At 60.5% G+C, this 16,880-nt stretch carries 15 protein-coding genes and 3 pseudogenes; 9 read left to right on the top strand and 9 right to left on the bottom strand.

What is annotated here, in order from left to right; translation table 11 throughout:
- Together AC0V2S_RS23550 and AC0V2S_RS23555 are read left to right on the top strand one after the other, a co-directional pair.
- Window positions 1-1,587: an ABC-F family ATPase gene (locus AC0V2S_RS23550; protein WP_475511829.1), complete on the top strand. Its 1,587-nt coding sequence runs from the start codon at window positions 1-3 to the stop codon at window positions 1,585-1,587.
- Between the two features lie 234 nt (window positions 1,588-1,821).
- Entirely contained in the window at window positions 1,822-3,000 is a 1,179-nt protein-coding gene (locus tag AC0V2S_RS23555) for an MFS transporter (RefSeq protein WP_475511830.1), read from the top strand.
- Here AC0V2S_RS23555 and AC0V2S_RS23560 read toward each other — a convergent pair.
- Together AC0V2S_RS23560 and AC0V2S_RS23565 are read right to left on the bottom strand one after the other, a co-directional pair.
- Window positions 2,997-4,037 carry an alpha/beta hydrolase family protein gene (locus tag AC0V2S_RS23560; protein WP_475511831.1) on the bottom strand — a complete coding sequence of 347 codons (1,041 nt, stop codon included), beginning with the start codon at window positions 4,035-4,037 and terminating at the stop codon, window positions 2,997-2,999. The two genes, AC0V2S_RS23555 and AC0V2S_RS23560, sit on opposite strands and share 4 nt — an antisense overlap.
- Before the next feature lie 166 nt (window positions 4,038-4,203).
- Entirely contained in the window at window positions 4,204-4,812 is a 609-nt protein-coding gene (locus AC0V2S_RS23565; protein ID WP_475511832.1) for an FMN-dependent NADH-azoreductase, read from the bottom strand.
- 159 nt (window positions 4,813-4,971) lie between these two features.
- On the opposite strand from AC0V2S_RS23565, the gene AC0V2S_RS23570 reads away from it, so the two are divergent.
- Together AC0V2S_RS23570 and AC0V2S_RS23575 are read left to right on the top strand one after the other, a co-directional pair.
- Entirely contained in the window at window positions 4,972-5,880 is a 909-nt protein-coding gene (locus tag AC0V2S_RS23570; RefSeq protein ID WP_475511833.1) for a LysR substrate-binding domain-containing protein, read from the top strand.
- 27 nt (window positions 5,881-5,907) lie between these two features.
- The gene (locus tag AC0V2S_RS23575; RefSeq protein ID WP_475511834.1) at window positions 5,908-6,264 is read left to right on the top strand and encodes an MmcQ/YjbR family DNA-binding protein; all 357 of its coding nucleotides are present in this window, start codon (window positions 5,908-5,910) and stop codon (window positions 6,262-6,264) included.
- 15 nt (window positions 6,265-6,279) lie between these two features.
- Here AC0V2S_RS23575 and AC0V2S_RS23580 read toward each other — a convergent pair whose 3' ends face one another.
- The 6 genes from AC0V2S_RS23580 to AC0V2S_RS23605 all read right to left on the bottom strand — a co-directional run bounded on the left by AC0V2S_RS23580 (window position 6,280) and on the right by AC0V2S_RS23605 (window position 11,744).
- Window positions 6,280-6,666, bottom strand: a complete 387-nt coding sequence (locus tag AC0V2S_RS23580; RefSeq protein ID WP_475511835.1) for a DUF1294 domain-containing protein — start codon at window positions 6,664-6,666, stop codon at window positions 6,280-6,282.
- Between the two features lie 196 nt (window positions 6,667-6,862).
- Window positions 6,863-7,936: a polyamine ABC transporter substrate-binding protein gene (locus tag AC0V2S_RS23585; RefSeq protein ID WP_475511836.1), complete on the bottom strand. Its 1,074-nt coding sequence runs from the start codon at window positions 7,934-7,936 to the stop codon at window positions 6,863-6,865.
- A 50-nt stretch (window positions 7,937-7,986) separates the two neighbouring features.
- On the bottom strand, window positions 7,987-8,331 hold the full coding sequence (locus tag AC0V2S_RS23590; protein WP_475511837.1) for a cupin domain-containing protein: 345 nt from the start codon (window positions 8,329-8,331) through the stop codon (window positions 7,987-7,989).
- 223 nt (window positions 8,332-8,554) lie between these two features.
- Window positions 8,555-9,964, bottom strand: a complete 1,410-nt coding sequence (locus AC0V2S_RS23595; RefSeq protein ID WP_475511838.1) for an NAD(P)/FAD-dependent oxidoreductase — start codon at window positions 9,962-9,964, stop codon at window positions 8,555-8,557.
- 89 nt (window positions 9,965-10,053) lie between these two features.
- Entirely contained in the window at window positions 10,054-10,881 is an 828-nt protein-coding gene (locus AC0V2S_RS23600) for a helix-turn-helix domain-containing protein (protein WP_475511839.1), read from the bottom strand.
- 32 nt (window positions 10,882-10,913) lie between these two features.
- Window positions 10,914-11,744 (bottom strand): undecaprenyl-diphosphate phosphatase, encoded by an 831-nt coding sequence (locus AC0V2S_RS23605; RefSeq protein ID WP_475511840.1) that lies wholly within the window; start codon window positions 11,742-11,744, stop codon window positions 10,914-10,916.
- A 340-nt stretch (window positions 11,745-12,084) separates the two neighbouring features.
- Between AC0V2S_RS23605 and AC0V2S_RS23610 the strand changes: the two are divergent.
- The 3 genes and pseudogenes from AC0V2S_RS23610 to AC0V2S_RS23620 all read left to right on the top strand — a co-directional run.
- Window positions 12,085-12,771: pseudogene (locus AC0V2S_RS23610) on the top strand (cache domain-containing protein); the annotation flags it as partial.
- 318 nt (window positions 12,772-13,089) lie between these two features.
- A pseudogene (locus tag AC0V2S_RS23615) lies at window positions 13,090-13,629 on the top strand (methyl-accepting chemotaxis protein); the annotation flags it as partial.
- 7 nt (window positions 13,630-13,636) lie between these two features.
- The gene (locus tag AC0V2S_RS23620; protein WP_475511841.1) at window positions 13,637-14,251 is read left to right on the top strand and encodes a hypothetical protein; all 615 of its coding nucleotides are present in this window, start codon (window positions 13,637-13,639) and stop codon (window positions 14,249-14,251) included.
- A 397-nt stretch (window positions 14,252-14,648) separates the two neighbouring features.
- Here AC0V2S_RS23620 and AC0V2S_RS23625 read toward each other — a convergent pair whose 3' ends face one another.
- Window positions 14,649-15,857 carry an ammonium transporter gene (locus tag AC0V2S_RS23625; protein WP_475511842.1) on the bottom strand — a complete coding sequence of 403 codons (1,209 nt, stop codon included), beginning with the start codon at window positions 15,855-15,857 and terminating at the stop codon, window positions 14,649-14,651.
- Window positions 15,858-16,245: 388 nt separating this feature from the next.
- Between AC0V2S_RS23625 and AC0V2S_RS23630 the strand changes: the two genes are divergently transcribed.
- Together AC0V2S_RS23630 and AC0V2S_RS23635 are read left to right on the top strand one after the other, a co-directional pair.
- On the top strand, window positions 16,246-16,560 hold the full coding sequence (locus AC0V2S_RS23630) for an ElaB/YgaM/YqjD family protein (protein WP_475511843.1): 315 nt from the start codon (window positions 16,246-16,248) through the stop codon (window positions 16,558-16,560).
- Window positions 16,561-16,596: 36 nt separating this feature from the next.
- Window positions 16,597-16,880, top strand: a pseudogene (locus AC0V2S_RS23635) (phage holin family protein); the annotation flags it as partial.

Genomic DNA, 16,880 nt, shown 5'->3' on the forward strand with positions numbered 1-16,880 from the left:
TTGATCTCCACCGCTAACATCACCATGCAGTTCGGCGCCAAGCCGCTGTTCGAAAACGTTTCCGTCAAGTTTGCCGGCGGCAACCGCTACGGCCTGATCGGCGCGAACGGCTGCGGCAAGTCGACCTTCATGAAGATTCTCGGCGACGATCTGGAGGCTTCCGGCGGCCAGGTGATGCTTGAGCCGAACGTGCGCCTGGGTAAGTTGCGCCAGGACCAGTTCGCCTACGAGCAATTCACTGTGATCGATACCGTGATCATGGGCCACGAAGAACTGTGGAAAGTTAAGGCTGAGCGCGACCGCATCTATTCGCTGCCGGAAATGAGCGAAGAAGACGGCATGGCCGTGGCCGAGCTGGAAACCGAGTTCGCCGAAATGGACGGCTATACCGCCGAATCCCGCGCCGGTGAACTGCTGTTGGGCCTGGGTATTCCGTTGGAGCAACATAACGGCCCGATGAGCGAAGTGGCTCCAGGCTGGAAACTGCGGGTGCTGCTGGCCCAGGCGTTGTTCTCGGATCCGGAAGTGTTGCTGCTCGACGAGCCAACCAACCACCTGGACATCAACACCATTCGCTGGCTGGAAAACATTCTGACCAGCCGTAACAGCACCATGATCATCATTTCCCACGACCGTCACTTCCTGAACAGCGTGTGCACCCACATGGCTGACCTGGACTACGGCGAGCTGCGTCTGTTCCCGGGCAACTACGACGAGTACATGACTGCCGCTACCCAGTCGCGCGAGCAACTGCTGTCGGACAACGCCAAGAAGAAAGCGCAGATCAACGAGCTGCAAAGCTTTGTTAGCCGCTTCTCGGCCAACGCCTCGAAAGCCAAGCAGGCCACCTCGCGCGCCAAGCAGATCGACAAGATCCAGCTGGCCGAGGTCAAGCCGTCCAGCCGTGTCAGCCCGTTCATTCGTTTCGAGCAGACCAAAAAACTGCACCGCCAGGCCGTGATGATCGAGAATATGGCCAAGGGTTTTGACGGCAAAACCCTGTTCAAGAACTTCAGCTTCCAGGTGGAAGCCGGCGAGCGCGTGGCCATCATCGGCCCGAACGGTATCGGCAAAACCACCCTGCTGCGCACCTTGGTCGGCGAACTGACCCCGGACGCAGGCAGCATCAAATGGACCGAAAGTGCAGAGCTTGGCTACTACGCCCAGGACCACGCCCACGACTTCGAAGACGACGTCACCCTGTTCGACTGGATGGGCCAGTGGACCACCGGCGAGCAGATGATTCGCGGCACGCTGGGCCGCATGCTGTTCTCCAACGACGAGATTTTGAAGTCGGTCAAAGTGATTTCTGGTGGTGAGCAAGGCCGCATGCTGTTCGGCAAGCTGATTTTGCAAAAGCCGAACGTGCTGATCATGGACGAACCGACCAACCACTTGGACATGGAGTCCATCGAAGCGCTGAACCTGGCGCTGGAGAACTACCCGGGCACGCTGATTTTCGTGAGCCACGACCGTGAGTTCGTATCGTCGTTGGCCACCCGCATCATCGAGCTGTCGGCCAGCGGTGTGGTGGACTTCAGCGGTACGTATGACGACTACCTGCGTAGCCAGGGTGTGGTGATCTAAGCCACTCTTCGCGCCAAACAAAACGCCCCGCTTTTGCGGGGCGTTTTTGTTTGTGTGTCCTTCAGTTGGGCTTCGCTGTGCTCAACCCAACCTACGAATTGGCGTAGGTTGGGTTGAGTGCAACGAAGCCCAACATGCACAGCCCATTCGCCGTCCTTATCGAATCGTTAGCTGCCTTTCTTTCTCACCAAACTGCCGCCATCATGACCGCAGGTTTTTCGGTGAAGCGTACACATGCAAACCCAAGTCCCCAGCTCCATGGCCATCACGGGGCAGATTCTGTCCATCGTGTTCTATACCTTTCTCGGTTTTCTCTGCATCGGCATTCCTATCGCCGTGGTGCCCGGCTTTGTGCATAACGAGCTGGGTTATGGCGCGGTGATCGCCGGGCTCACCATCGCCTCGCAATACCTCGCCACCCTACTCACCCGCCCACTGGCCGGGCGCCTGGCCGATAGCCTGGGCACCAAACCGGCGCTGGTGTATGGGCTGAGCGGCATCGCCATCAGCGGCCTGCTTACCCTGCTTTCCACCGAACTCGTCCACCTGCCGCTGGTGAGCTTGCTGGTGATGCTGGTCGCTCGCCTGTTGCTCGGCGTGACTCAAGGTTTGCTGGGCGTCAGCACCATCAGTTGGGGCATTAATCAGGTAGGCGTCGAGCACACGGCGCGGGTGATTTCCTGGAACGGCATCGCCGCTTATGGCGCCATCGCCATCGGCGCGCCGGTCGGGGTGTTGATGGTCGATGCCTGGGGTTACTGGACCATGGGCTGCGCGCTCACGGCCATGGCGCTGCTGGGCTTGTTGCTGATTCGCAAACGGACCTCGGCGCCCGTGTTAAAGGGCGAGCGCTTGCCCTTCAGCACCGTGCTCGGCCGTATTGCTCCGTATGGCCTGGGCCTGGCGCTGGGCTCGATTGGCTACGGCACGCTCACCACCTTCGTGGCCCTGTATTTCGCCAGCAAAGGCTGGAGCGGCGCGGCGTATAGCCTGTCGGCGTTTGGTGTGGCGTTTATCGGTGCGCGGGTGTTGTTGATCGATGCCATCAAGCACTACGGCGGTTACACCGTGGCCATCAGTTGCATGGGCATCGAAACCCTCGGTTTGCTGTTGCTGTGGTTTGCCCCATCGCCGCTGTGGGCGATGGCCGGGGCGGCGCTGACGGGCTGCGGCTTGTCGCTGGTGTACCCGGCACTCGGCGTGGAAGCCATCAAGCAGATTCCCGACAGCAGCCGCAGTGCCGGTTTCAGTGCTTACGCGGTGTTTTTCGACTTGGCCCTGGCGATCGCCGGGCCGTTGATGGGCGCTGTGGCCTACGGCTTTGGCTACAACGGCATTTTCCTCGCCGCCGCCCTGCTCTCGGTGGCCGGGCTAAGCCTGAGCATCTGGCTAGCGCGGCGGGCGGCGCCTTAACGCAGCGACGCTTGGTGGTCGGTAAGGTCCGGCCCCAGCACGGTGCTGAAAAACTCCACCGCTTCGGCGTTCATGCGCCGATGGATCTTCTGCCGGTCTACGCCGTCGGCGTCTTTGCACAGCATCGGCATCATCTGCTCCTGCTCGGCCGAACACGGCGACATAAAGATAAAGTGCCCCGCGCCATCGAGCAGCCGGTAGTTCGGCGGCTGCGGCAGGCTGTGGGTCAGGGCCAAGGCGTTGGTTTCGATGGCCAGTAATTGATCGTTGTCGCCGGCATACATCAGCACCGGCATGCGTACGTCCTGCAGTTCTTCCTTGCCAAACATCAGGCCCAGCGGCGCGAGCAGCATCAGGGCTTTTACCCGTGGGTCGCTTTCGGGCACCAGGTCATCGCGGTCCACCACCAGCTCGCCCTGGGTGCGGCACGCGTCCTGATCGGTTGGGTGAGCCTGGCAGTAGTCGCGCAGCAGCTGCAGTTGCGGTTGAGCGCCGCCGACGATCAGCGCGGTTTCGCCGCCCGCCGAGTAGCCGATCATGCCGATGCGCTGTTCATCCAGAAACGGTTCCAGCCAGGGATCTTGCAAAGCATCGGTGATGGCCTCGGAAATCTGCATGGGCCGGCCGTAGAGGTTGCTGACCTTGCCCAGACGGCTCTGGTCGGCAGCGTTATCGCCTGGATGCACCACCGCCAGCACCACAAAGCCGTGTTTGGCGAGATAAGTGGCCAGGTCGTGCTGCGCCAGTGGGCTGCCGCTGTTGCCGTGGGACAGCACCAGCAGGGGGTAATGACCGGGGGCCACGGGCGCGTCTTCGCCGGCGGCAATATGGTACGGGCCGATGTTACTAACCGTGGCACGGGCGAAGGCTGGGTAGAAAGCCACTGCCTGCATCGGTTGCTGGTCGAGGGGGTCGCGCAGGGTCATCTGGTGGAAGCCCACCGTCATGCGCCCAACCGTGTTCGCCGCCGACGCAGACGTGTCCACGGCCACTAAACCGAGCAACAGCACCACTAAACGCGCGAAAAAGGTGCTCACCCTCACCTCCACAGCCGGACCCAGTCACGGAAAACGCCTGCACAGCAGCGGTGAGCATGGGCTTCAGCCGACTGCTGTGCAAACACATGTGGATTACAAGAGCATTACTTGTGCCAAAAAAAATCCCCGCCGAAGCGAGGGTTTTTTTGGGTGTTGCTTACTGCATTTACGCGGCCACGAACAAATCCGCCACTTGCTGATTGGCCGCTGCCAGCGCCTGTGCACGGGGCTCTTCGCCGTAGGCCAGGCCTTGAGCGCGGACCACTTCAATATCGGTGATACCGAGGAAGCGCAGAACCAGTTGCAGGTAGTCTTCGTGAGCGATGCCGCTCGCTTGGCCAGCGTGGATGCCGCCGGCGGTGGAAACGATCACCACTTTTTTGCCGCCGGCCAGGCCTTTAGGGCCGTTCTCGTCGTAGGTGAAGGTTTTGCCGGCAACGGCGATGCGGTCGATCCAGGCTTTGAGCTGGGTCGGCACGGTGAAGTTGTACATCGGCGCGCCAATCACGATGGCGTCAGCAGCCAGGAATTCGTTCAGGGTCGCTTCGCCCAGTTCGGCTTCGTGCTTTTGCGCAGCATCGCGCAGTTCGGCTGGGGTGCCGCCGGCAACCAGAGTGGCAGCGGAGAAGTGGCTGTAGGCGTCGTCTGCCAGGTCGCGGTAGCTGACCTGAACGTTGGCGTCGCTGGCTTTCCAGGCGTTAACAACGGCGCTGCTCAGTTGGCGCGAAGCCGAGTTGTCGCCAAGGATGCTGGAATCGATATGCAGAAGTTTCATGGGACGTTCTCCTAGTAGGAATGGCCGTTTGGCGTTAAGTCGAATTAGGGCTGAAGTTCGATGGGGGCAAGCCTACGGGTGAAACCAATAGCCCAGTAGTCAGCAAAAATGTGATAGTTCGTCCTACTGATAGGACAATGCCTACATACAAGAGCTGCCATGCAAGATCTCAACGACCTGTTCTACTTCGCCAAAGTGGTGGAAGCCGGTGGTTTCGCCGCCGCCGGGCGCGTGCTGGGCGTGCCCAAGTCGCGGCTGTCGCGTCGCATTGCCGAGCTGGAAGACCGCCTGGGCGCCCGCCTGCTGCAGCGCAGCACCCGCAAACTGGCGCTTACCGAGATCGGCGAGCACTACTACCGCCACTGCCAGACCATGATTCTGGCCGCCGACATGGCCGACGAAGCCGTGGCCACCCACTCCAGCGAACCGCGCGGCCGGCTGCGGGTGTCGTGCCCGACCGCGCTCGCCGAGTCGTACCTGTCGCCGATCATCATCGACTTTCTTGCCAGTTACCCGCAGGTGCAGTTGGAGGTCGTGCTGGTGAACCGCCGCGTCGACCTACTGGCCGAAGGCATCGACGTGGCGCTGCGCGTGCGCGATGAAGGTGATGAAGACCCAGCGCTGATCGCACGAAAACTGCGCCCGGCCTCGGCCGTGCTGGTGGCGGCGCCGACGCTGCTGGCCGGGCGGCAGATCGCCAATTTGCAAGACCTGCATACCCTGCCCGTGCTCGGCGCGCTGGACCCCGATCGCAAGGTGCATTTCCGTCTGGTGGACAACCAGGGCAACAAACGCGAAATCGCCCTGGAACCGCGCCTGGCCATCGAAGACTTTATGGTGCGCAAAACCGCCGCCCTGGCTGGGCTGGGCTTTTCCATGCTGCCGCTGATGAACTGCCATGAAGAATTGGCCGACGGCCGTCTGGTGCAACTGCTGCCGCAATGGAACCTGCCCGGCGGCTTTCTGCAGGCGGTGTACCCACACCGGCGCGGTATGCTGCCGGCCGTGCGTGCCTGGATTGAACACATTACCGTAGCCTTTCGCGGCGACTGGACCCAGCCGGTCTAACGCCCTTCACCCAGACAAGGAATGCCGATGAATAACGAACAAGTCGCCGCCTTTTTGCTGCAACTGCCCGGTGTACGCGAGGACATGAAATGGGGCGATAACCGGGTGTTCTCGATCATGGAGAACAAGATGGTGGCAGTGCTCAACTTTATGGGCGGGGGCCTGGCGTTCAAGGTCGATAAAGACCTGTTCCTCGGCTACGTGGACCGCCCCGGCATCCGCCCTGCCCCGTACCTGGCGCGTGCGCAGTGGATTCACCTGGAAAAGCCCGAAGTGGTGAGCTCCGCCGAACTGCAAGACCTGCTGACCCGCTCGCACCAGTTGGTGGTGCGCAAGTTGCCGAAAATTCGGCAGGTGGGGTTGTTGGTGGATATGCCGGGGTAACGCGATGCTCTTGATCTACCGCACCCAACCAACCAGATGCTTGCCGCCAAACACCAGCCAATCCAACCACAGCACCTGATGCACCAGCACTATCCCCCAGAACACCAGCTGGTAATCGACCTTCCGGGTTTTATGCCGGTACACCTGCTGCGCCAGCAGCGCGCCGGGCCAGCCGCCAACTAGCTCCATAAAATGCAGCGTACTTTCCGGCGTACGCCATTCACCAGCCATGGCGCGACGTTTGTCGTTCCGGTAAACCAACAACGTCAACACACTGGCCGCGGGATACAACGCCAGCATCCAGATCCAGTGGTGGTTTATAAAAAGCTGCACTGTGCCGATTGACGGCGCGGCACAGAGCAACGCGAAAGCCACCAGTTTGAAACCCAGTTGCTGCGGCACGGCGATGGACCTAATCGTAATCAAGCGGCGCAGAGTAATGGATTGCGCCCGAAGATCAAAAACTCGAGGCTGAAGCCTCTCCCACAAGGACCGTATTTCAATGTGGGAGAGGCTTCAGCCTCGATGCTTTTACGGTTCCCCGAACATAAAAAACGGCGCCGCTCTTGCGAGGGGCGCCGTTGTTTATGCAGACCTATCAGTTACCCGATTTGATCTTGTTCCACAGCCGTGTGCGGATGCGGTCGGTCGCCAGGGGCATGGCTTCCAGGGCAAACAGGGTTTTCATCGTGGCGTCGCTTGGGTACACCTTGGTGTCGGCCTTCAGGTCCGGGCTCACCAGGCTATCGGCCTTTTCGTTGCCGTTGGCGTAGCGCACGTAGTCGCTGATGCCGGCCATCACTTTCGGATCGAGCAGGTAGTTCATAAAAGCGTAGGCGGCTTTTTCGTCCGGGGCGTCGACCGGCATGGACACCATGTCAAACCACATCGGCGCGCCTTCTTTCGGAATCACGTAGCCGATATCCACCCCGTTGTTCGCCTCTTTAGCGCGGTTGGCGGCTTGCATGATGTCGCCGGAGAAACCGACCGCTACGCAAATCTCACCATTGGCCAGGTCGGTTACGTACTTGGAGGAATGGAAGTAGCGCACGTACGGGCGAATTTGCATCAGCGTGGCTTCGGCTTTCTTGTAGTCGGCCGGGTCTTTGCTGTGGTGCGGCAAGCCCAAGTAATTCAGGGTGATCGGCAGCACTTCCGGGCCGTTGTCGAGAATGGCCACGCCGCACTCGCTGAGCTTTTTCATGTTCTCCGGCTTGAGAATCAGGTCCCAGGAATCCAGCGGCACATCGCCCAGTACGGCTTTTACCTTCGCCACGTTGTAGCCAATGCCGGTGCTGCCCCACAGGTACGGGAAGCCGTGCTCGTTGCCCGGGTCGTTGGTTTCCAGCGCCTTGAGCAGTACCGGGTTGAGGTTGTTCCAGTTCGGCAGCTGGCTCTTGTCGAGCTTCTTCAGCGCCCCGCCCTGAATTTGCCGGGCCATGAAGTGGTTGGACGGAAACACCACGTCGTAACCGGATTTGCCGGTCATCAATTTGCCGTCGAGGGTTTCGTTGCTGTCGTAGACGTCATAGATCGTCTCGATGCCGGTGGCCGCCTGGAAGTTCTTCATGGTGTCTGGCGCGATGTAGTCGGACCAGTTGTAGACCTTCACGGTGTCGGCAGCCTGGCTGACCGAAGCTACCAGCATAAGAGGGGCAATAAGTTTGAACATGGAAGTTTTCTCTTGTTTTTGGCGTGTAGCGGTACGAGGGCTTGCTTGGCTTACTTGAAGATGAGGACGTAGGTTTTACGGACAGTTTCGCGAATGTCCCAAACGCCGAGGGTGTTGGCCGGCATCATCAGGGCATCGCCGGCCTTGATTTCCATGGTTTCGCCGCCTTCAGGGGTGAAGGTGCAGCTGCCGGAAATGATGTGGCAGAACTCTTGTTGCACGATCTGCCGACGCCAGACGCCGGGGGTGCATTCCCAGATGCCGGTTTCCACACCGTCGGTGCGCTCGACGCTGGTGGTCGAGGCCACGGCGACCACTTCGCTCAAGGGCACGGCGACGGGGAAGGACTCTTCGAGTACGGCGGTGGGGGTGTTTTTGAAGTGGGTGATGTTCATTGGGGGGCTCGCAATTCGTTCAAGTTAAGGTGATCAGGCCCCCTCGCCCACTTGTGGGAGAGGGTTGGGGAGAGGGAGCGGTGTTTTGCCAGGCGGAGATTTGTGTAACGGCTGGCCCTCTCCCCCGGCCCCTCTCCCGCAAGCGGGAGAGGGGTGCAAAGCAATGTGACTTTGTTTGCGCACGCGGGAGAGGGGTGAAGAGCCGTTGAGTTTGTTTTGGTAATTACTTCATAAAACCTTCCATAAACCCCGCCAACCCCCGGGCAAACTTCCGGCGCCACGGCGCGCTGCTTGGGTTGGCGAGCACTTTGTCTTCGTTCACAAAGCTGCGAATGATCGCGTTGTAGCCCAGCCAGCGGCACGGCTCCGGCTCCCAGGTGCGCAAGCCCTGTTTGATGCTGCTATCCACCTGCACCCACGGCTGACGGGTGAGCACGCTGGTTTCGCCGAGGATCAGTTCCGCCACGGTACGGCCACCAAGGTTGCTCGCCCCCACGCCTTCGCCGCCGTAACCGCCGGCCAGGGCTACCTGGTTTTTGCGGTCGCAGAGCATGGTCGGGTGGAAGCTGCGGGACATGCCCAGGTTGCCGCCCCACGAGTGGGTGATCGGTACTTTTTTCAGCATCGGGAACAGCTCGCCAAACAGGTAACGGCGCAGTTCCACTTCGTCGTGGGTCAGGCTGGCGTCGGGGCGCAGTTTGCCGCCGAATTTGTAGCCACCGCGGGCGCCGAATACCAAACGGTCGTCCTTGGTGCGCTGGCCGTAGGTCACTTGGCGGCTGGCTTCGCTGAAGGCCTGACCGCGTTCCAGACCGATCTCGGCCCAGGTGGAAGCTGGCAACGGCGCGGTGGCGACGATCAGGCTTTGCACCGGCAGCAGGTGGTTGCCCAGCGGCGGCAGCGTGACGGAGTAGCCTTCAATCGCCGGCACCACCCATTCGGCACGGACTTCACCTTGGGCGGTGCGCACGATGCCGGGGTACCACTGAGTCACCGCGCTTTGCTCAAAGATTTGCACGCCCATGCGCTCGACCGTACGGGCCAGGCCGCGCACCAGTTTGGCCGGCTGAATGGTGGCGCAATGGGGGGTGAAGATGGCGCCGTACGGTTTGGCGACGCGCAGCTGTTCGTTCAGTTCGTTAACCGAGAGCCAGCGGTAATCGGCGTCGGTATGGCCTTGCGCATGCAGATCGCGCAATTGCCCGCGCAAGCTGGCTTCCTGCTCCGGGTAGCGCGCGGCAGTGTAGAGCACGCCGGCTTTGCGGTAGTCGCAGTCGATGTTTTCGCGCTGCAGCACGGTGGCCACTTCATCGGGAATGCCGTGCAGCAGCTCATGGGATTCGTGCCGCGCTTCTGGCGACAGGTTTTCCAGCAGGCGGTCTTCACCGAGCATGGCGCCCATCAGCCAGCCGCCGTTGCGGCCCGAGGCGCCGAAGCCGGACATCTGCGCTTCCACAATGATGATGCGCAGCTCAGGCGCCTTGCGTTTGAGGTAGTAGGCGGTCCAGAGGCCGGTGTAGCCGGCGCCGATAATCACCACGTCGGCTTCCAGTGCGCCGATCAATGGCGCACGCGGGATCAACGGCTCATCGACCTGATCCATCCACAAACTCACATTGCGCCATGCGCTCATGCACCGCTCCAGAAACTGTTCACCAACGAATGGCGCAGAGACTAGTAGCTAGATTCAGGGCTTGTCTTGCGCGCGGGCCCGCGAAGAATTTAGCGGGCGGCGCGTTCTTTAAGGTAGGCCTTGGGCGTCAGGCCGGTGTGCTGGCGAAAACAGCTGTAAAAGGCCGAGAGCGAATTGAAGCCGGCAGCAAAGGCCAGCTCGTCGATGCGCACCGGAGTCGGTGAGCTATCCAGCGCCTTCAGCAAGTGCTGCAAGCGCGCCTGGTTCACGTAGCGGTAGAAGCTTTGCCCCAGCACCTGGTTCAGCAGGTAGGAAATCTGGTTGCGGCTGTAGCCGGTGGCGGTGGCCACGTGTTGCAGGTTCAGCTCGGCATCCAGGTACGGCTGGTGTTGCTGAAAGTAGTGCTGCAGGTCGTCGGCCAGAAACCCCAACTGGCGCGCCGACAACCCGAGGCGGCTGATGGCCGGACGGCTGTCACTGGCTTCGGGGTTGGCGCCGCTGGCTTCGTGCATCAGGGATGCGTATTCGTTCACCTGCCAGATCAGCCCGTCGCGCACCGTAATCGCCTCGCTGGTGCGAAACGACACCAGCCCTTCCCCGCCGCGCAAGGTGATGCGGTATTGAATAAAGGCGGTGTCGCCGTCCATGCGAATGCGGTCGCTGTGTTCCAGCGCCTCTTCGGGGTCACGGGGCATGGTGGCGCGTACGTATTCGCGCAGCTCGTCCAGATGCAGTACGCGGTTCTGGAAGAAGTCGTGGTACTCGACATCGGGGTGATAGAGCGCCATCACCCCGTCGAGGTCGCGGTATTTCCAGCACAAGTGATAACGCAGCACCACGTCGCGGGTGATGTCGGTTTGCTCCGGGCTGTCGAAACGCTCGGTGGGCGAAACCGGGAAGCTGGGGCTGCGGCTCATGCGGGCTACCTGACTAAACTACGTTCGGTAGCTTAAGGCTGAGCCGCGCTCCAGTCGATCCAGCCGAACTGCCAGGTGGCCAGAATCAGCAAACCGAAGGCAATACGGTACCAGGCGAACATCGCATAGCTGTGGTTGGCGATAAATTTCAGCAGGCCGCGCACGGCAATCATCGCGAAGATAAACGCGGTGACGAAGCCGATGGCGAATACCGGCAGGTCGCTCTGCTGGAACAGGTCGCGGTATTTATAGCCCGAGTACACCGCCGCGCCGACCATGGTGGGCATGGCCAGAAAGAACGAAAACTCGGTGGCGGTTTTGCGCGACAGGCCAAACAACAGACCACCAATAATGGTGGCGCCGGAGCGCGAGGTGCCGGGGATCATCGCTAGGCACTGGGCAAAGCCGACCTTGAGGGCGTCTTTCCAGGTCATTTCATCGACGGTTTCGGCATGCACCACGTGCTGACGTTTTTCCGCCCACAGCATGATCACACCGCCGATAACCAGAGCGGTTGCCACGGTGATGGGGTTGAACAGGTAGTGGTGAATCAGGTCGGCGAAAATCACCCCGAGCACCACGGCCGGGAAGAACGCGATCAGCAGGTTGCCGGTGAAGCGTTGCGCCTGGCGGTCATTGGGCAAGCCCACCACCACGTCGAAGATCTTTTTCCGGAATTCCCAGACCACCGCCAGAATGGCGCCGAGCTGGATAATGATGTTGAACGCCATGGCCCGCTCCCCGCCGAAATTCAGCAGGTCGGCGACGATAATCTGGTGCCCGGTACTGGAAATCGGCAGGAACTCGGTGAGCCCTTCGACAATACCCAGAATCAACGCCTGCGCCGCACTCCAAAGATCCATTCAACTTCCCCCAATGGGCGATGCCCCGCATCGCCAGATAATGTTGTCGACGAAAAGTGTCGGCAGAAAAAAAACCAAAGACCAACCGAGCTTCAGGCGCTTGGGAATGCCGCTTTGGCGCCGAAATGTAGCAGACAACTCCTACGGTTGCTGCTGCCTTTAAGCACATTTCACCTGTACTGTTGCAAAGCCATCACCAGCGCCTACCGTCAAGGCAGCACAACAACAAAAACGCCTGGAGTTCCGCCTCATGCAAAGCCTGCGCAAACTACCGATTCACAGTCGGCTGTGGCTGATTCTGGGCGTCGCCCTGATCATGCTGGTCAGCCTTGGCTTGTTGATGCTGCAACAGATTAACCACGACCTGTACACCGCCAAGGTTCAAAAGACCCAACATGTGGTGCAAAGTGCCGCCGGCGTGCTGACTTATTTTCAAGGCCTTGAAGCGGCGGGCACCCTCACCCGCGAACAGGCGCAAAAACAGGCCATGGAAGCCATCCGCGGCCTGCGCTACGGCAAGGATGATTACTTCTGGATCAACGATCTCGGTCCGAAGATGATCATGCACCCCACCAACCCCAAGCTCGAAGGCCAGGACCTCAGCGGCCTGAAAGACCCCGACGGCAAATTCCTCTTCAACGAGATGGTCGCCGTCGCCAAGGCCAAGGGCGCCGGCATGGTCGATTACCGCTGGCCGAAACCGGGCGCCAGCGACCCGGTGCCGAAAGTCTCTTACGTGCAGCTGTTCCAGCCGTGGAACTGGATTGTCGGCTCTGGCGTGTATATCGATGACATGCAGGCCGAGTTTCGCGAGCAGGCCATACGCGCCTCGTTGTTGGGCCTGGGCATCGCCGTGTTGATGACGCTGCTGGTGCTGACCATCAGCCGCAGCATTACCCGCCCATTGAACGAGGTGGTCGGTGCCATGGCCAATATCGCCAGCGGCGAAGGCGACCTCACGCGCACCCTGCACAGCGACGGCAACGACGAGCTGGCCGCCTTGGCCAGCCACTTCAACACCTTCACCAGCAAACTGCGTTCGGTGATCGGCCAGATGCTGCAGGCCGCCACGGCCCTCAATCAGTCCGCCGATACCTTGGGCGGCGTGGCCGTCAAATCTCAGCAAGACAGCCAGCAGCAAGCCATGCAAATGGAGCAGGTGGCCACCGCTATTAATGAAGTCACCTACGGCGTGCAGGATGTCGCCAAAAATGCCGAACAAGCCTCCGGCGAAGTGCAAGGTGCCGAGGCCAATGCCAAGCAGGGCCAGGCCAATATCGAACGCAGCCTGCTACAGATCGACAAGCTCTCCGGCACCATCGATGAGGCCGTGGAAGTCATCCGAACTTTGGCCCAGGAAACAACCCAGATCGGCGGCGTGCTGGAAGTGATACGCTCCATCGCCGAACAGACCAACCTGCTCGCCCTTAACGCCGCCATTGAGGCTGCGCGGGCCGGCGAACAGGGCCGCGGATTTGCCGTGGTGGCCGATGAAGTGCGACTGCTGGCCCAGCGCACGCAAAAGTCCACGGCCGAGATTCAAGTGATGATCGAACGCCTGCAGAAGAACTCCGAAGCGGCGGTAAACGTCATCAACGAAAGCAGCAAGGCCTCGCAACTGACCGTCGAACAGGCGCGCCAGGCGGGGGAAAGCCTGAACCAGATCAGCCAGTCGTTACGCAACCTGACCAGCCTGAATGCCTCCATCGCCAGCGCAACGTTGCAGCAGGCGCATGTGGTTGAAGACATCAATCAGAACGTCACCGACGCGGCTGGCCTGGCACACAACACGGCGATGGCCGCCGAGCAATCGAGCAGCGCCAGCCAACACTTGAACGAACTAGCCGACGAGCTAAACCGGCTGTTACGCCAATTTCGCGTATGAGGGATGCATGACGAGCATGGAACACCAGGAGATCAACCTCCAACAACCGGAAAACCAGGACCTGATCTGGGATATGGAGAGCATGGCCCGCCGCGAGCTGGCCGAGCGCTTTATCCGGTTGTTCGAGAACCGCTTCTGCGTGTATTCCGAGTCAGTGCGCCAGCTCTACACCAACTACACCTTGCACTTCCCTTCCGACCTGGGCCGCAAGATGGTCGTGCTGCCCAACGCCTACGCCTTCCACGACACCCTGCACGGCATCGACGCCGCCGCCGTGCGTAAAACCGGGTTATGCGTATTGCCGGGAGTGTTGGTAGGCAAGCCGGGGTTGCTGCTCAGCACCGAAATGAAAGACGACGGCAGCGTGCCGAAAACCATGCCCTTCAAGCCGGCGCTGGCAAAAATCATCAGCAGCCAGAAAAAGCTCGGGGATGTGTTTTTGCCGATCATGATGAAAGGCGACTTGCGCGAGTTTGATCAGCAGATGCCCTACATCCACCTGCACCGGTTGCAGGTGAACAAGCTGACGCATTTGTCCACGTTTGAGCGCGACGACATTCACCAGACCATTACGCGCAAGATGCTGATGCTTTATCGGCAGGCCGATAGCCTCGTTTGCTAGCGCGCCTTAACACGCCCTCAATCCCTTCCCGTCGTCCTCGCGCAGGCGGGGACCCAGAATTTTGAACGTGGCGAAATAGCCCGTCCGACGGAACATTCTGGATTCCCGCCTACGCGGGAATGACGGAGTTGGTTTCGCGTGATCCGGCGTACACGCGAATCCGCTGATGTTGTATCGGCAGGCCGATAGTCTCGTTTGCTAGCGCGCCTTAACACGCCCCTCAATCCCTTCCCCGTCGTCCTCGCGCAGGCGGGGACCCAGAATTTTGAACGTGGCGAAATCGTCCGTCCGACGGAACATTCTGGATTCCCGCCTACGCGGGAATGACGGTGTTGGTTTCGCGTGATCAGCGCGTGGGGCGAATATCCGCAAAGCGGATATCCGCCGATACTCGGTGTCAGTCCTGACTCACCGCCCCAATCTTGTGAATCGAAAGATCCGCCCCGTAATACTCATCTTCCTGGCTCAAGCGAATCCCGCTGGTGGCTTTCAACACGCCGTACACCAGCAAGCCGCCGCCCAACGCCACCACCACACCCAGCCCGGTACCAATCAACTGGCTAACCAGGCTCACCCCGCCCAACCCACCCAGCACTTCCTGCCCAAAAATCCCGCAGGCAATGCCGCCCCACACACCGCACAGCCCGTGCAATGGCCACACGCCGAGCACGTCATCAATGCCCCACTTCACCTGCGTGGCGGTAAACGCCCACACAAACAGCGCACCCGCTACCAGGCCGGTGATGAGCGCGCCCACCGGGTGCATCAAGTCGGAGCCGGCGCAAATCGCCACCAAGCCAGCCAGCGGCCCGTTGTGCAAAAAGCCGGGGTCATTACGGCCGACGAACAACGCCGCCACCGTGCCGCCCACCATCGCCATCAGCGAGTTCACCGCCACCAGGCCACTCACGCCATCCAGGGTTTGCGCGCTCATCACGTTAAAGCCGAACCAGCCGACAATCAGAATCCACGAGCCCAGGGCCAGAAACGGAATATTCGACGGCGCGAACGCCATCAGTTTTCCATCGCGGTAGCGGCCATTGCGCTTGCCGAGCAGCAGCACCGCGCCGAGTGCCAGCCAGCCGCCCATGGCATGCACCACCACCGAACCGGCGAAGTCATGGAAGCGCGCGCCAAAGCGCTCGGCCAACCAGTCTTGCAGACCGAAGTTGCCGTTCCAGATCAGGCCTTCGAAAAACGGGTAGATAAACGCCACAATCAACAACGTCGCGCACAGCTGCGGGCCGAACTTGGCGCGCTCGGCAATGCCGCCGGAAATGATCGCTGGAATGGCCGCCGCGAAGGTCAGCAGGAAGAAGAACTTCACCAGCGCGTAGCCGTGGTCTACGGTGAGTTCGTGGGTCGGCACCATAAAGGTCACGCCGTAGGCCACCCAATAGCCGATAAAAAAGTAGGCCAGGGCCGACATGGCGAAGTCGGAAATGATCTTCGACAAGGCGTTTACTTGGTTCTTTTGCCGGACTGTGCCAACTTCCAGAAACGCGAAGCCGGCATGCATGGCCAGCACCATCACGGCACCCAGCAGAATGAACACCGTGTTGGAGCCGTGAATAAGCGTTTGCACGGCGCTGTTGAGGTTTTCCATCGGTAAAGCGACTCCGGCAGCGAAAAAAGCACCAAAGCAGCTCAAAGCCCTGCAACCACGCACCATGATGACGCCGCAACGCACCAGTTCTGCTCAACGGAGCGAACCGATTTAGTACCAGGGAAACGGGCAGGAAAATTGAGCGATCAGTTCTTTTCTTTATTTTTCATTCGGTTGAGCAACACTGTTGCTACCGTATTCAAGGCGGTAAATGCGCGATTACGGCGCAAACCCAGCCTGTTACGCACCAGCACAATGCAAGCGCTATACCAGCGCGCCCCGGCCGTAAGGGCGGGCCGCCGAGCTGCCATTAGATGGAACCATCCATCCGGCTGCCGGCTCCAAACCCAAAGACCTCTACTCACACCACCTACCACGGAGATTCACTATGGTTAGCAAGGCCAACGAACGCGCTCAGGAAGAGCTTCTCGCCGAGTTCAACGCATTGATCGCCGACACCGAAAAACTGCTCGAACACACGGCGGCCCTGGCCGGCGATGAAGCAGACGAACTGCGCCTGAGCATTCACGACAGCCTCAAACGCGCCCGCGACACCCTGCAACTCACCGAATACACCGTGCGCGAACGCGCCGAAGAGGCCGTGGCTACCGCCGAAGCCTATGTGCAACAAAACCCTTGGCAGTCGGTCGGCATCGCGGCCGGCGTCGGTTTCCTCCTTGGCCTGTTGGCCTCGCGCCGCTGAGATGAGAGACGGAATGGACGCCCTACCCCCCCACCCCTGCAAGGGCGTGGCCCTTCGCCCAAACGTCTGACGGCGGCGTTTCTCGGCTTGCTGCATACCCATGTCGAACTGTTCGGCATCGAACTGCAGGAGCAGAAAGGTCGCACCCTCAACCTGCTGCTGTTCGCCGGCTTTGCGCTGGTGTTCGCCCTGCTTCTGTTGCTCGGGCTCTCGGCCCTGGTGCTGATGCTGGTGTGGGACAGCTACCGCATTCCCGGTGTGATTGGCCTGTGCGTGTTTTACGCAGCGCAACGCTGTTTTGCGCGGTAGCCCTGCGCAAT

The organism is Pseudomonas sp. CC11G, assembly GCF_056174845.1.

Coding starts and splice junctions, on each gene's coding strand:
- AC0V2S_RS23555 (WP_475511830.1), top strand. CDS start 1,822: ATGCAAACCCAAGTCCCCAGCTCCATGGCCATCACGGGGCAGATTCTG.
- AC0V2S_RS23565 (WP_475511832.1), bottom strand. CDS start 4,812: ATGAAACTTCTGCATATCGATTCCAGCATCCTTGGCGACAACTCGGCT.
- AC0V2S_RS23570 (WP_475511833.1), top strand. CDS start 4,972: ATGCAAGATCTCAACGACCTGTTCTACTTCGCCAAAGTGGTGGAAGCC.
- AC0V2S_RS23575 (WP_475511834.1), top strand. CDS start 5,908: ATGAATAACGAACAAGTCGCCGCCTTTTTGCTGCAACTGCCCGGTGTA.
- AC0V2S_RS23585 (WP_475511836.1), bottom strand. CDS start 7,936: ATGTTCAAACTTATTGCCCCTCTTATGCTGGTAGCTTCGGTCAGCCAG.
- AC0V2S_RS23590 (WP_475511837.1), bottom strand. CDS start 8,331: ATGAACATCACCCACTTCAAAAACACCCCCACCGCCGTACTCGAAGAG.
- AC0V2S_RS23595 (WP_475511838.1), bottom strand. CDS start 9,964: ATGAGCGCATGGCGCAATGTGAGTTTGTGGATGGATCAGGTCGATGAG.
- AC0V2S_RS23600 (WP_475511839.1), bottom strand. CDS start 10,881: ATGAGCCGCAGCCCCAGCTTCCCGGTTTCGCCCACCGAGCGTTTCGAC.
- AC0V2S_RS23605 (WP_475511840.1), bottom strand. CDS start 11,744: ATGGATCTTTGGAGTGCGGCGCAGGCGTTGATTCTGGGTATTGTCGAA.
- AC0V2S_RS23620 (WP_475511841.1), top strand. CDS start 13,637: ATGACGAGCATGGAACACCAGGAGATCAACCTCCAACAACCGGAAAAC.
- AC0V2S_RS23625 (WP_475511842.1), bottom strand. CDS start 15,857: ATGGAAAACCTCAACAGCGCCGTGCAAACGCTTATTCACGGCTCCAAC.
- AC0V2S_RS23630 (WP_475511843.1), top strand. CDS start 16,246: ATGGTTAGCAAGGCCAACGAACGCGCTCAGGAAGAGCTTCTCGCCGAG.